The 14,569-nt window shown below is 68.3% G+C and carries 11 protein-coding genes and 1 pseudogene; 8 read left to right on the forward strand and 4 right to left on the reverse strand.

The genetic code is table 11. The annotated features are described in order from the left end of the window. Nucleotides 1-50 precede the first annotated feature (50 nt). Together MBR110_RS21790 and MBR110_RS21795 are read left to right on the forward strand one after the other, a co-directional pair. The gene (locus MBR110_RS21790) at nucleotides 51-320 is read left to right on the forward strand and encodes a MoaD/ThiS family protein (protein WP_011880820.1); all 270 of its coding nucleotides are present in this window, start codon (nucleotides 51-53) and stop codon (nucleotides 318-320) included. A 55-nt stretch (nucleotides 321-375) separates the two neighbouring features. Next, a complete protein-coding gene (locus MBR110_RS21795) occupies nucleotides 376-1,497 on the forward strand; it encodes a WD40/YVTN/BNR-like repeat-containing protein (RefSeq protein WP_011880821.1) in 1,122 nt (373 codons plus the stop codon). Between the two features lie 55 nt (nucleotides 1,498-1,552). Here MBR110_RS21795 and MBR110_RS21800 read toward each other — a convergent pair whose 3' ends face one another. The 4 genes and pseudogenes from MBR110_RS21800 to MBR110_RS21815 form a co-directional block, all read right to left on the reverse strand. Continuing rightward, on the reverse strand, nucleotides 1,553-2,500 hold the full coding sequence (locus tag MBR110_RS21800; protein ID WP_014724007.1) for a choline ABC transporter substrate-binding protein: 948 nt from the start codon (nucleotides 2,498-2,500) through the stop codon (nucleotides 1,553-1,555). Between the two features lie 120 nt (nucleotides 2,501-2,620). Next, nucleotides 2,621-3,616 (reverse strand): GlxA family transcriptional regulator, encoded by a 996-nt coding sequence (locus MBR110_RS21805; RefSeq protein WP_011880823.1) that lies wholly within the window; start codon nucleotides 3,614-3,616, stop codon nucleotides 2,621-2,623. A 113-nt stretch (nucleotides 3,617-3,729) separates the two neighbouring features. Then, nucleotides 3,730-4,626, reverse strand: a complete 897-nt coding sequence (gene choW / locus MBR110_RS21810) for a choline ABC transporter permease subunit (RefSeq protein ID WP_011880824.1) — start codon at nucleotides 4,624-4,626, stop codon at nucleotides 3,730-3,732. Continuing rightward, nucleotides 4,619-6,292, reverse strand: a pseudogene (locus MBR110_RS21815) (quaternary amine ABC transporter ATP-binding protein). Before MBR110_RS21815 ends, choW begins: the two are co-directional and overlap by 8 nt. A gap of 94 nt (nucleotides 6,293-6,386) precedes the next feature. Between MBR110_RS21815 and MBR110_RS21820 the strand changes: the two are divergent. From MBR110_RS21820 to MBR110_RS21845, 6 genes are all read left to right on the forward strand, one after another. Further along, on the forward strand, nucleotides 6,387-9,818 hold the full coding sequence (locus MBR110_RS21820) for a DUF2339 domain-containing protein (RefSeq protein ID WP_181709332.1): 3,432 nt from the start codon (nucleotides 6,387-6,389) through the stop codon (nucleotides 9,816-9,818). Continuing rightward, nucleotides 9,815-11,173, forward strand: a complete 1,359-nt coding sequence (locus tag MBR110_RS21825) for a DUF3999 domain-containing protein (protein ID WP_045577706.1) — start codon at nucleotides 9,815-9,817, stop codon at nucleotides 11,171-11,173. Before MBR110_RS21820 ends, MBR110_RS21825 begins: the two co-directional genes overlap by 4 nt. A 115-nt stretch (nucleotides 11,174-11,288) precedes the next feature. Continuing rightward, nucleotides 11,289-11,594, forward strand: a complete 306-nt coding sequence (locus MBR110_RS21830; RefSeq protein ID WP_011880828.1) for an NIPSNAP family protein — start codon at nucleotides 11,289-11,291, stop codon at nucleotides 11,592-11,594. 288 nt (nucleotides 11,595-11,882) lie between these two features. Beyond that, nucleotides 11,883-12,533 (forward strand): NADPH-dependent FMN reductase, encoded by a 651-nt coding sequence (locus tag MBR110_RS21835; protein ID WP_014724011.1) that lies wholly within the window; start codon nucleotides 11,883-11,885, stop codon nucleotides 12,531-12,533. A gap of 210 nt (nucleotides 12,534-12,743) precedes the next feature. Continuing rightward, a complete protein-coding gene (locus tag MBR110_RS21840) occupies nucleotides 12,744-12,962 on the forward strand; it encodes a hypothetical protein (RefSeq protein ID WP_006749916.1) in 219 nt (72 codons plus the stop codon). A gap of 92 nt (nucleotides 12,963-13,054) precedes the next feature. Beyond that, nucleotides 13,055-13,957 (forward strand): hypothetical protein, encoded by a 903-nt coding sequence (locus MBR110_RS21845; protein ID WP_014724012.1) that lies wholly within the window; start codon nucleotides 13,055-13,057, stop codon nucleotides 13,955-13,957. Nucleotides 13,958-14,569 lie beyond the last annotated feature (612 nt).

The raw sequence follows: 14,569 nt of genomic DNA on the forward strand, positions 1-14,569 counted from the left end.
GATCGCCTAAACTACAGACCGTCCCCCGCACGCTGCTGCCGGCCCCTGCCATGGCACACCTCTTCTTCGCGGCATCGATTCAACGGCATGTCGACATGCCCGAGCGCGACATCGACGCGCGCACGCTGCGCGACGCGCTGGAAACGGCCTTCGCCGCGCAGCCGCGGCTGCGCGGCTACATCGTCGACGACCAGGGTGCGCTGAGAAAGCACCTGTCGGTGTTCATCGACGGCCATCCGGTACGCGACCGGCAACACTTGTCCGATACGCTCGACGACGCCAGCCGCGTCTATGTCGTGCAGGCGTTGTCGGGCGGATAACGGGGCGCATGCGCGGCGCAGCCAGCCGCGCCCGAGCCCACAGGAGACACCGGACATGAACGACCGATTGCTCGTCGCGACCCGCAAGGGCCTGTTCGTGCTGCACGCCGACGGCGACGGCGGCTGGTCGCTCGGCGAGCCGCACTTCATCGGCGAGCCGGTCGGCATGACGCTCGCCGATCCGCGCGACGGCACGCTGTATGCGGCGCTCCATCTCGGCCATTTCGGGGTCAAGCTGCATCGCAGGCGTGCCGATGCGGACGAATGGGAGGAATGCGCGGTGCCCGTCTATCCGCCGCAGCCGGCCGACGCGGGCGCCGGCAATACGGATGCCGAAGCGCCCGCCGCGCCGCGCGCGCCGTGGACGCTTCAGCAGATCTGGTCGCTGGAACCCGGCGGCGCCGACGAACCCGGCGTGCTGTGGGCCGGCACGATACCGGGCGGGCTGTTCCGCTCCGACGACGGCGGCGACTCGTGGGCGCTGAACCGTGCGCTGTGGGACCGCCCGGAACGCGCCGAGTGGTTCGGCGGCGGCTACGATGCGCCGGGCATCCATTCGGTGATGGTCGATCCGCGAGACAGCCGACATCTGACGGTCGGCATCTCGTGCGGCGGCGTCTGGCAGAGCGTCGACGGTGGCGCGAGCTGGCACGTCAGCGCCGACGGGATGGAAGCGGACTACATGCCGCCCGAGCGGCGCGGCGAGCCCAACGCGCAGGATCCGCATCGGGTCGTCCAGTGCGCGGCCGCGCCCGACGTACTGTGGACGCAGCATCACTGCGCGATCTTCCGTTCGACCGATGGCGCCGCACGCTGGCAGCGCATCGACGCGCAGCCGTCGAGCTTCGGCTTCGCGGTCGCCGTGCATCCGAAGGATCCCGACACGGCCTGGTTCGTGCCGGCCGTGAAGGATGCGTGCCGGATTCCGGTGAACGGCCGCTTCGTCGTCACGCGCACGCGCGACGGCGGCCGCAGCTTCGAGAGCCTGTCGAACGGATTGCCGCCCGCGCCGGCCTACGACCTCGTGTATCGGCACGGGCTCGCGGTGGACGACACCGGCACGCACCTCGCGATGGCGTCGACGACGGGCGGGCTATGGACGTCCGGCGACGGCGGCGAGAACTGGCGTCAGGTGTCCGCGCATTTGCCGCCGGTGTATTGCGTGCGCTTCGGGTAACGCGCGAGGTCCGGCGCGCCGGACCATTCGGCCGGCGCGCCGTGTACGACCTCGCTCAATGCACGCCGAGATACGCCTTCACCGCCGGCAAGCCGGGCTTGCCGTCGATCGTCGTCACGCCGGCCAGCCACTTGTCGAGCGATTGCGGATTCGCCTTCAGCCACTCGGTGGCGGCCTTGTTCGGGTCCTGCTTGTTCATGATCGGCACCATCACGTGGTTCTCGATGGTCGTCGTGAACTGCAGGTTCGACACGAACTTCGCGACGTTCGGGCAGCGTTGCGCGTAGTCGGGCGGCGTGGCGGTCAGCACCTTCGCTTCGCCGTAGTTCGGGCCGAACACGTCGTCGCCGCCGCTCAGATAATCGATCTTCATCTGCACGTTCATCGGATGCGGCTCCCAGCCGAGGAACACGATCCACTGCTTGTCGCGGATCGCGCGATTCACTTCGACCAGCATCCCGGCCTCGCTCGACTCGACCAGCTTGAACTTGCCGAGGCCGAACTGGTTGCCGTCGATCATCTTCTTGATCAGCGCATTGCCGTCGTTACCCGGCTCGATCCCGTAGATCTTGCCGTTGAGCTTGTCCGCGAACTTCTGGATGTCGGCGAACGACTTCAGGCCGCCCTGGTACACGTAGTCCGGCACCGCGAGCGTGTATTTCGCGCCGGTCAGGTTCGGCGTGGCGAGCACCTTGATCTGCCCGGCCTTCGTGAACGGCTGGATGATCGGGTCCATCGTCGGCGACCAGTAGCCGAGGAACACGTCGATCTGCTTGCTCTTGATGCCCGCGAACGTGATCGGCACCGACGCGATCGTCTTGGTCGGCGTGTAGCCGAGCCCCTGCAGCATCGCCGATGCGAGGCCGGTGGTGGCCGCGATGTCGGACCAGCCGACGTCCGCGAAGCGCACGGTCTTGCACACGGGCGGGTCGGCCGCGTAAACCGCCGACATCGGCGCTGCCATCCCGATCCCGCATACCGTTGCGATCAATAGGCGCTTCATCTTTCTTCTCCTCAAAGTGACGTCGTTTGCTTGGGCTACGGGATCGATGGGTAAAGCCGCGCGCCGCGATCCCGGCGGCGTCGCGGACCGGATGGTTCGCGTATCGGTGCGCCGTTCGCGTCAGCGCCCCGGCAGGCGGCGCTCGTAGCTCGGCGCGTGACCGAACTGCGCGCGATACGCCTTGCTGAAATGGCACGGCGAATGAAAGCCGCACGTCGTCGTCACGCGCGCAATCGACGCGTCGGTCGTGCGCAGCAGGTCGCGCGCGCGCTTCAGTCGCAGCGTCAGGTAGTAGTGGGTGGGCGAGACGTTCAGATACACCTTGAACATGCGCTGCAGGTGACGCTGCGACAGCCGCACGAGCCGCGCGAGCTCCTCGAGCGACAGCGGCTCCTCGATGTTCGCCTCCATCAGCCGCACGACCTCGATCAGCTCCGCCCGCGAAAAACCCACGCGCGCATCGACCGGAATCGGCTGCGTGTCGGTGGCGCTGCGGATACGTTCGAGAATGAATTGCTCGGACACCTGCGCGGCGAGCTGCTGGCCGAAGCGCATGCCGACGAGGTTCAGCATCAGGTCGAGCGGCGCGGTGCCGCCGGTGCAGGTGAGGCGGTCGCGATCGACGACGAACAGCTCGTCGGCGAAACCGACGCGCGGAAACTCGGCATGCAGCGCCGACAGATTCTCCCAATGCACGGTGCAGCGATAGCCGTCGAGCAACCCACTCGACATCAGCGCATACGCGCCGGTGCAGATGCCGCCGAGCGGCAGCCCGCGCTCGGCGAGCGCGAGCAACGTGTCGCGCGCGACGTCGTCGACCACGTCGCGGATGCGCACGCCGCCGCACACGATCATCACGTCGGGCAGGTTGTCATGGTCGAGCGCCTGAGTGGGCCGCACCGCGATGCCGTTGCTGGCCTGCGCCGGCTTGCCGTCGAGCGAATAGATCGACCACTTGTAGTGATCGGCGCGGCCGACGTAATTTGCCATCCGAAGCACTTCGACCGCGCTCGAAAACGCGATCATCGAGAAGTTCGGCAGCGTGAGAAAACCGAAATGAGCGAGGGAAGAAACCGGTGAAACGCAGGGGGCGGGTGCGGCGGCGGCGAACGTCACATCGGGCTCCTGGCGAACGGTTGATCAGGTTGCACGCAGCCAGCCCCGTGGCGCAGGCCACGGAAGCTGGTATCGGATCGGGAAAAGCGGCCGCAGCGCGCGGCCGCCGGGCGTTACGCTTGCGCGGGCGCGGCCTTCGCGCGGAACAGGTGCTTCAGGCCCGAGAACAGCGGCGCTTTCACGGCACCCGGCGCGCGGCCGAAGCTCTCGGTGATGCGGTCGAGGATGATCGCGAGCAGCACGACCGACAGACCGCTTTCGAAGCCGAGGCCGATGTCGAGGCGCTGGATACTCGCCAGCACGTCGTTGCCGAGACCGCCCGCGCCGACCATCGACGCGATGATGACCATCGACAGCGCCATCATGATCGTCTGGTTCACGCCCTGCATGATCGACGGCAGCGCGTTCGGGAACTGCACCTTGTACAGCAGTTGCCACGGCGTGCAGCCGAACGCCTGGCCGGCTTCGACGATCTCGCGGTTCACGTGGCGGATGCCGAGGCTCGTCAGCCGCACGGCCGGCGGCATCGCGAAGATCACCGTCGACAGGATGCCCGGCACGCGGCCGAGGCCGAACAGCATCGCGGCCGGAATCAGATAGACGAAGGCGGGCATCGTCTGCATCAGGTCGAGGACCGGGCGCAGGGTCGCGGCGACCCACTTGCTCTTGGCCGCCCAGATGCCGAGCGGAATGCCGAGCACGAGGCTGATGATCGTCGACGACAGCGTGAGGCCGAGCGTGATGACCGTCTGATCCCAGAAGCCGGTCGCGAAGATCAGCAGCAGCGATGCGGTGGTGAACAGCGCGAAGCGCCAGCCGACGCGCCACAGCCCGACGCCGATGAAGATCGCCATCATCAGCCACATCGGAATCGCCTGCAGGCCGTGTTCGACCAATGCGGCGAGGCTCTCGATCGCCTGGCCGATCGCGTCGAAGGTCTTTGCGTCGTGATCGAGCAGATAGTGAACGGACTGGTCGACCCAGCTGCCGAGTGGAATGATTTCAGACATGGGAGCCTCGCGAACGCGTGATGGCCTTCAGGATAAGTGCGCGGTCGACCGAGCCGCAGTAGCAGCCTTCGTCGTCGACGACGGGCAGCGCATTCGGGCTCGCGACGACGCGCGCGACGACATGTTCGAGCGACGCGTCGCGCCGGATGCTCTCGATCGGCCGCACCGACGGCGTGGCCTGACCGAGCGCGTCGCGCGTGACGAAGCCGCGGATCTTGCGTTGCGCGTCGAGCACGAACGCATATTCGGCGCTGCCGTTCAGCGTCGCCGCGACGCCTTCCGCATCGCACTTCGACACGAGCGGCACGGCGCCCGTCTGCATCAGGTCGCCGGCCGTCAGGTAGCGGCTGGTGTCGATGCCGTCGAAGAACGCGCGCACGTACTCGTCGGCCGGGTTCGCGATGATGTCCTGCGGCGTGCCGACCTGCACGAGCCGGCCGCCTTCCATGATCGCGATGCGGTTGCCGATGCGCAGCGCCTCTTCGAGATCGTGCGACACGAACATGATCGTGCGGCGCTGCTCCTTCTGCAGTTGCAGCAGCACGTCCTGCATTTCGCGGCGCTTGAGCGGATCGAGCGCGGAGAACGCCTCGTCCATGATCATCAGCGACGGGTTCACCGCGAGCGCGCGGGCGAGGCCGACGCGCTGCTGCATCCCGCCCGACAGCTCGGACGGCAGCTTGTGCGAGAACGGCGCGAGCCCGACCTGCTCGAGCACTTCCATCGCGCGCCGCTCGCGCTCCTTCTTGCCGACGCCCGCGACCTCGAGGCCGAACGCGGCGTTCGACACCACGGTGCGATGCGGCATCAGCGCGAACGACTGAAACACCATGCTCATGTCCTTGCGGCGCAGCGCGGTGAGCGCCGAGCGGCGTGCCGACGCGACGTCGAGCCCGTCGATCAGCACCTTGCCGGCGCTCGGATCGACCAGCCGGTTCACGAGGCGGATCAGCGTGGATTTGCCGGAGCCGGACAGGCCCATCAGCACGAATATTTCGCCTTCCTGCACGTCGAACGATACGTTGTGCACGCCGACGACCTGACCGGTACGCTTGAGCACATCATCTTTCGTCGCGCCGGCGGCGAGCATGTCGAGCGCCTGTTGCGGGTTACTTCCAAACACCTTGCACAGACCTTCGACCACGACCTTGGGGGCATCCATCGAAACCTTCTCCTCGTGTAGCGGGGACTCACGCGTGTCTAGCGTGCCTACATAGTTGCCAGAAAAAACCCCGACCTGCCGACGAATTACGACAAACGCTTGCGCAAATACGACACACCCCACAGCCGCGCCCCGCGGGCCGCGGCGCGCGGCGGCCCCCGATTGCGGCGACGCACTACGCGCAGCGTCAGCAACGACGGGCATCGCGTCCCGGACTTGTGCGCAGCAGCGCGACGCGTAACCCACGCAGTCGGGCGAAAAAACACAAGTGGCGCGCGTCGCTTTACGACAATTTTGCGTCCGATCGGCCGCGTCGCGGCGCCGTGCGCAAATTAAAAGAATGGTCGTACGAAAAGACTGCATCGCGAACGTGTACCGCCACGTTCGCGGGCCGTCGGCAACCCTGAAATTCCCGCATGGCCACTGTGATACATTGCCGGCAACCACGCCATTCGGGACATCACCGCGCGCCTTGCGCGGCGCACGCTCGAGCGGTGCGCGCATGCCGGTTCGCCTGCCGGCCAGAATGGAAAAACCGCCTCGATCGGGCAGCGCGACGATCGAAGGACGATAACGAAATGAGAGAGGGAGTTAGGCGATGACTTGGGCCTTGGCCGCAATCGGCTTCATCGCGGGCGGTATCGCCGCATTGTTCGGGGATGTCTCGGTCACCACCGGCGCGCTGCTCGGCGCGGTGACCGGATTCTGCGTCGGCTACGCGCTGCAGGAAGGCAGGCGCACGAGCGGCGACACGACATCCGACGCATCTGCAATTTCCACACCCGGCAGCGCGCCGCCATCTGTGGTGGTGCCGCTCGCCGATCGCGTCGCGCGGCTCGAAGCGACCGTCGACGCGCTCACCCACGAGCTCGACGCGCTACGCGGGCAGCTGGCCGGCGCGAACGCCGGCGTCGCGGCCGGCAGCGCCGCGCACGCGTCGGCGGTCATACCGGCGGGCAAACCGACTGTCACGCCGTCACCCGCCGCGATGCCGCCGCAACCGTCGGTGCAACCGGCGGCCGTGCGTGTCGCCACGCCGGCGTCGACGATCGCGGTTGGGCCTGCGCCTGCGCCTGCGCCCGCGCCTGCCGCTTCGGCGCGCGCGAGCGCCGAGCCTGCGGCCGCCGTCGCACCGACGCTTACGCCCGCCGCGACCACGCCGCCCGCACCACCCGCCCCGCCGAAGCCGCGCGAGCCCGGTATCGCGGAGCGCGCGCTGCGCGCCGCACGCGACTGGCTGCTCGGCGGCAACACGGTCGTGCGGGTCGGCATCATCGTGCTGTTCTTCGGTGTCGCGTTCCTGCTCAAGTACGCCGCCGACAACGACCTGCTGCCGATCGAATTCCGCCTGGCCGGCACCGCGCTCGCCGCGGCCGCCCTGCTCGCGATCGGCTGGCGCGTGCGCGCGCGGCGTGCGGCATACGGGCTCGTGCTGCAAGGCGGCGGCATCGGCATCCTGTATCTGACGATCTTCGCCGCCACCAAGCTCTACGCGCTGCTGCCGGTCGGCGCGGCGTTCCCGCTGATGGTCGCGATATGCGCGCTCGGCGCGTTCCTCGCGGTGATGCAGAACGCGCTGCCGCTCGCGTTCATGGGCACCGCGGGCGGCTTCCTCGCGCCGGTGCTGCTGTCGACCGGACACGGCAGCCACGTCGCGCTGTTCAGCTACTACGCATTGCTGAACGCGGGCGTGTTCGCGATCGCATGGTTCAAGGCGTGGCGTCCGCTGAATCTGCTCGGCTTCGTGTTCACGTTCACGATCGGTTCGGCGTGGGGCGTGACCGCGTATCGTCCCGCGTTGCTGGCGAGCACCGAACCGTTCCTGATCCTGTTCTTCCTGATGTACGTCGGCATCGCGCTGCTGTATGCGGTGAAGCGCGAGCTGGCGCTGCGTCACTACGTCGACGGCACGCTCGTGTTCGGCACGCCGATCGTCGCGACCGCGCTGCAGGCGGCGCTCGTGAAGGACATCCCGTTCGCGCTCGCGTGGAGCGCGGTCGCGCTGTCGGCGTTCTACCTCGTGGTCGTCGCGTGGCTCGCGCGGCGCCGCGCGCGTCTCGCGCTGCTGTTCGACGCGATGCTCGCGCTCGCGGTGATCTTCGCGACGCTCGCGGTGCCGCTCGCGTTCTCCGGCCCGACGACGAGCGCCGCGTGGGCGATCGAAGGCGCGGCGATCGTGTGGGTCGGCGTGCGTGAACGGCGCCTCGCGCCGTTCGCCTTCGGCCTGTCGATGCAACTCGCGGCCGCCGGCGCGTTCTTCACGAGCCTGCTTGGCGCGCCCGACGCGAACGCGCTGCCGGTGCTCAACAGCCCGTACATCGCGATGCTGCTGATCGCGCTCGCCGGGCTCTTCACCGGCTGGTGGCTGCACGGGCGCAACGAAGCGCGCGCGTGGCATGCGTGGATGCCCGACGTGGGCTCGGCGGCCGCGGTCTGGGGGCTGTTGTGGTGGCTCAGCGGCGGGCTGCACGAGATCCTCGTCTATGCGAGCCGCCACGTCGATCTGCATGCGGACCGCTTCGTCGTCGATGCGACCGCGCTGTTCGCGGCCGGCACCGCATGGCTCGCGCACCTGGCGCGCCGCAAGCTCGCGTGGCCGATCGCCGAATGGCCCGCGCTCGCGTTGACGCCGGTGCTCGCGCTGCTCGCCATCCGCGCGTTCGATACGCACGACGCGCCGCTGTCCGGCATGGGCGCGTTCGCGTGGCCGATCGCGGTGATCGCGTGCTATGCGCTGCTGCTGCGCCAGTCGCGCGCGATCCCCGCCTCGGCGGCATCGGCGACGGCCCGCGCCGCAACCGGCGCGCCGACCGTCGCAGCCGTGCCCGCGGCGTGGCTCGCGCCGCTGCACACGCTGATGTTCTGGACCTTGTGCGGCTTGTGCTCGCTCGAAGGCTTCTGGCGCTTGCGCGCGTTCGTGCCCGAAGGCGCGTGGAGCTGGAGCGCATGGGCGTACGGCTTCGGCGCGCTGCTCCTGCTGGTTTCGGGCCCCGGCTCGCGGCTGCGCTGGCCGATCGGCGCGTACCCGCGCGCCTACCAGCTGTGGGGCGCCGCACCGCTCGCCGCGTTGCTGTGGCTGTGGAGCATCGCGAGCGTGACGAGCGACGGCGACGCGTCGCCGCTGTTCTGGCTGCCGATCCTCAATCCGCTCGACGTCGCGCAGCTGTTGATCTTCGTCGCGTTCGCGATGTGGCTGCGCCGCCTGAAGGCGCTCGGCGTGACGTGGCATCCGCTCGCGGCCGATCTCGCGGCGCTCGCGACGGTGTTCCTGTGGTTCAACGCGCTGCTGCTGCGCACGCTGCATCACCATTTCCACCTCGCTTACGACGTCGACGCCGTGCTGTCGTCGTTCGGCATGCAGCAGGTGTTCATGGTCGGCTGGAGCGTGTTCGCGTTCGCAGGCATGTGGCTGATGCGGCGCGACGCCATCGCACGCATCTGCGCGCTCGCGTCGCTGCCGCTGATCGTCGTGATGTGGCTCTGGACCTTCTACGCGAACTTCACGCAGGACGGCGGCAGCTGGGCGCGCATCCCGCTGCTCAATCCGCTCGATCTCGTGCTGGTGGCCGTCTACGCGCTCGCCGCGTCGTGGTTCGTGCGCGTGCGCCGGCTCGGCTGGTCGTTCGGCGCGTATCGCGTCGAGCTGCTCGCGGCGGCCGGCGCGACGGCGTTCCTGTGGCTGAACGCGATCCTGCTGCGCACGCTCCATCACTGGGCGGGCGTGCCTTATGCGTTCGACGCGATGGCGGAATCGACGCTCGTGCAGGCGTCAGTGTCCGTGTACTGGACGCTCTGCGCGCTCGCGACGATGATCTGGGCAACGCGCCGCGGGCTGCGTCCGCTGTGGTTCGTCGGCGCCGCGCTGCTCGCGCTCACGGTGATCAAGCTGTTCGTGTTCGACCTGTCGCACGTCACCGGCATCGAACGCATCGTGTCGTTCATCGGCATCGGTGTGCTGCTGCTGTTGATCGGCTATTTCTCGCCGCTGCCGCCGAAGGCAGCGGCTCAACCGGACGATCGCCAATCATGAAGCGACTCGCAGCCCTGCTCAGCCTGAGCCTGCTGACATCGTTCGCGGCCGCTGGCGGCCCGCCCGGCGCCGAACGCGTCGCACGGCGCTTCGCGCTCGATCTCGACGGCAGCGCCGCGTATTACCAGCTCACCGTGCCGCAACCCGTCTATGCGGGCAGCCGGCGCGACGACCTCGGCGACGTGCGGATCTTCAACGGCGCGGGCGAGCCGGTGCCGTATTCGCTCGATGCGCCCGCGACGACCGCGGCCGCGGTGCCGCCGACGCGCACGCCGGCGCACTGGTTCGCGCTGCCGCGCACGCGCGGCAACGACGACCGCGGACCGCTCGGCGTAGCGGTCGCGCCGGACGGTTCGCTACGCGCAACCGTCGCCGCACCGGCACGCGCGACGCATGCGGTGGATCTCGTCGACCTGTCTCACGCGGACGGCGACGTCGACGCGCTGCTCGTGCACCTCGGCGACGACAGCTACCAGGGACGCGTCGCGGTCGAGGCCAGCGACGATCTGCACGACTGGCGCTCGCTCGGCAGCGTGCAGTTGCTGAAGGTGGCACGCGGCGGCGACACGCTGGTGCAGGAACGTATCGCACTCGACGGCATGAGTTCGCGCTACCTGCGGCTCGAATGGCTCGACGACGTGCCGTCGATCGCTTCGATCGACGTCGAGACGCGTCCGCGCGATGCGCGCGCGGTGGAAGCCGCCGCGGTGCCGCGTCAATGGCGCGACGCCGTACACGTGCGAGCCGGCGACACGCCGGGCGAATACCGGTTCGACACCGACGGCCCGTATCCGGTCGACCGCTTGCGCATCGACCTGCCGCAGCCGAATACGGTTGCGCGCGCAACGGTGCAGAGCCGCAGCGATGCGCAGTCGCCGTGGCGCGACGTCGCCGATGCGGTGCTGTTCCGGCTGCAACGCGACGGCGGCGAGCAACGCAACCCGCCGCTCGCGTTCGCGCCGAATCCCGACCGGGCTTGGCGCATCGTCGTCGACATGCGCAACGGCGGGCTCGGCGGCGGTCAGCCGGCCGTGGCGATCGGCTGGCATCCGGCCGCACTGACGTTCGTCGCGCGCGGCACGCCGCCCTTCACGCTCGGAGTCGGCAATGCGGCGCTGTCGTCGTCGGCCGTGAGCCGCGATGCGCTGCTGATCGGCATGGCGCCCGAAGTGCGTCCCGCGCGCGTGGGCGCGGCTTTGGCGACGTCGGAGGCCGCGCCGGAGCCGAGCGCCGACGCGGACGCGACCCGCCGCTACGTGCTGTGGGGCGCGCTGGTCGCCGCGGTCGCGGTGCTCGGCACGATCGCGTGGCGTCTCGCGCGCGGCAGCGGCGAGGTACGCAAGCGCGACGAATGACGTGGCATCGCGCGGCAGGATGACGGCGCCGGACCCATGCGCGGGACGGCGCCCCGTTGACACGGCCGGCCGCGCATTCCATGCTCGCTGCTCGTTCATCGCCCTGCGAGCGCCCATGGTCACCTGCTTTCTTCGTTACGTCGTCGATCCGTACAAACTCGAGCAGTTCGAAACCTACGGCAAGATGTGGATTCCGCTCGTCGAGCAATTCGGCGGCACGCATCACGGCTACTTCCTGCCGTCCGAGGGCGCGAGCAACATCGCGCTCGCGATGTTCTCGTTCCCGAGCCTTGCCGAATACGAGCGCTACCGCGAACGCTCGAAGGCCGACCCGGCATGCCAGGCCGCGTTCCGTTACGCGGAGGAAACGCGCTGCATCGTCAGCTACGAGCGCAGCTTCTTCCGGCCGGTGTTCGAGTAAGCCGCGCCTTTGCGGCGCCGGACGAAAAAAAGCCCCGCCTGCATCCGCGCGGCGGGGCCAACCCATGTCAGTAGAGACATCATGGAGGAGACGGGCTCATCATATCGAGCCCGGCATGGCGTCCCAACCAAGCATTTCTGCTATCCATCTGCGGCGCCGCATCCGCGCGCGACCTGCGCGCATCGCATATCGATAGAACGAAAAGTCGTTTTCAGAGTGGCGGCGGGGTCGTTACCATCTGGTTTTAAGCCTGCGCTTAGCCGGGCAACCATCCCCAAGGAGCGCCCCTTGACTGCATTCGATCAACACCGCCGGCCGTTCGTGGTCGGCATCGGCGGCACCACCCGGGCCGCATCGTCGACCGAGCGCGCGCTGTCGTTCGCGCTGCGCGGCGCACAGGCGGCCGGTGCGCGCACGCGCCTGTTCGACGGCCCGTTCTTGCACACGCTGCCGCACTACGCCCCCGAGCACAAGGCCTTGACCGACGCACAGCGCGAGCTGATCGACGCCGTGCGCGAGGCCGACGCGATCATCATCGCGACGCCGGGCTATCACGGCGGCGTGTCCGGCCTCGTGAAGAACGCGCTCGACACGCTCGAGGAACTGCGCGCCGACGAGCGCCCGTATCTGGACGGCCGCGCGGTCGGCCTGATCGTCACCGCGTACGGCTGGCAGGCCGCCGGCACCGTGCTCACGTCGCTGCGGTCGATCGTCCATGCGTTGCGCGGCTGGCCGACGCCGTTCGGTGCGACCGTCAATACGCTCGAAACGCGCTTCGAGAGCGCCGAAAGCTGCTCGGACCCGAAGGTCGTCGCGCAGCTCGAGACGGTCGGCTCGCAGGCGGCCGAATTCGCGCTCGCGTTCGCGTCGCATCGCGCGGCCACGCACGCTGCATCGGTCGACGCGCTCGCGCCCGTACTGAAGATCGCCAACCAGTAACCGCACACCGCCCGCGCGCGGCCGGCGACGTTCGCCGCGCGCGCGGCGTTCGCTCGTTCAAGCGGCGTCCGCCGCGATGCTCCCGCCGTTCGCGACTCCCCCAGCCGATAACGATTCGGCTCACCGCGTGATTTGCATTGGCCGAAAGATTGGTTCACGCGCGGCGCGGGTTTTCGTACGCTGAAAGCCCGTACCTTCCAAGCGCGAGCCATGAACCGCACGATCCGCTACAAGGGCTACGAAGTCGCCCCCGCCGCCGCCCGTCTGCCGAACGGGCTGTTCGCCGCGAACCTGACGATCGAGAAGGCGAGCGGCGGCCCGTCGCCGCGCGCCGTGTCGTTCGACGCGATCGATTTCTTTTTCGAAGAGGAACACGCGCTCGCGTATGCATCCCGCTGGGGACGCCTGTGGGTCGACACGCAGGCCTGAACGCGACGCGCGGCAGCGCCGGGCTGCACGAAAATACGCGCTGACGAAAGCTATGCAAGAATCTTTCGTCTTGTAATCGTATAACAATAGCCATGTCCGACACGCTGCAGGAACAACATGCAGCGGCAGATCACGCCATGCGCCACTGGACCTTCGAGAGTCAAGGTCCCGTCAAGATCGGTTCCGATGCGCACAAGCGGATGTTCTGCCGCATGCTCCTCGATACGCACAACCCATACAAACCGGCCGTCATCGACTGGCCGCCGCTGAAACCCGACGCGCTCAAGCGGCTCACGTCGCTGCCGATCTGGGACATCGCCGTGCAGACGGAAGGCCGCGCGTCGGTCCGCGTCGCCACCTTCGCGGCAACCGTCGACGATCCGCTACTGCGCAGCGCACTCGACATGGACGGCGGCGAGGAAGCGCGCCACAAGGTCGTGCTGTCGAAGCTGGTGGCCGCATACGGCATCGAGCTTGCGCCCGAACCGCCGTATCCGGCGCCGAAGGACGCGGAGTGGTCGTGGATGGTGACCGGCTTCAGCGAATGCATCGACAGCTTCTTCGCGTTCGGGCTGTTCCGCTCCGCGCAGCGCTCCGGCTATTTCCCGGCCGAACTCGTCGAGACGTTCGAACCGGTGATCCAGGAGGAAGGCCGCCACATCCTGTTCTTCGTGAACTGGTACGCGTGGTACTGGCGCAATCTGCCGTGGTGGCGACGACCGTGGTTCTTCGCCCGTGTCGTCGCCGTATGGGCGTTCCTGATATGGGAGCGCGTCGGCATCGCGCGCGGGATCGATACGGACGGCGTGGCGCACGACGCGAACTTTCCGGCGACGAGCACCGCCGAAATCGGCGACGCACTCGACCCGCGCGAGCTGATCGAGCTGTGTCTGACGGAGAACGACCGACGCATGGCCGGGTACGACGAGCGGCTGCTGCGCCCGACGTTCGTGCCGCGCATGGCGCGGCTCGCGCTGCGCTTTCTGCGGAAATAGGCGTCGTTGCGACGGGGCGGTTCTGCGGCGAACGAGTATCGCGGCCGCGGACCGCCGGCGATTCGTGCTGGCCAACGGGGCGGCAGGTGGCGCCATCGTGGTGTCGTCCGGCTCATGCTGTGCCCGCCGCGCAACGTTTGCAGGCTTGCTCCCGGAGCAAAAACGCACGGTTCCCGATTTGGCCGGGTCGCATCGCGCGCGACACGATGCCGGTCAGTGCGCGGCCATTACCGCACGGCCGTTTCGAATGCGATGGCGCATCGCCGTTCCTACTCGCGTTTCCACTTCGCTGCTCGGCTTGCCGCTCCTCGTAACGGAGTTGCGCCGTGGACAGTCGGCCCGGACGCGGCGGCGATGATCTGACAATTTCGCGCCCGCCGGTGGCTTCGCGCAGCCGAGCGGTTGGAGCCTCCGGCTGCCCCCATCGGCGATTAGCCGAATCGCTCAATTGCCCGCCATATGGAACACGATCAATAGGATCGTTTCAACATGTGCTCTCAATTAGCGAGCGATTGCGCTGCAGCGGTTTCTTTGTCATCGACTGATAGTGAGCGCTGCCGGAAGCCCGCCCGACGGACCAGCGCGGGCGGCGCGATGCGCAATTCAGCATAT

It is taken from the genome of Burkholderia sp. MBR-1, assembly GCF_013822785.1.
Lineage (GTDB): Bacteria > Pseudomonadota > Gammaproteobacteria > Burkholderiales > Burkholderiaceae > Burkholderia > Burkholderia vietnamiensis.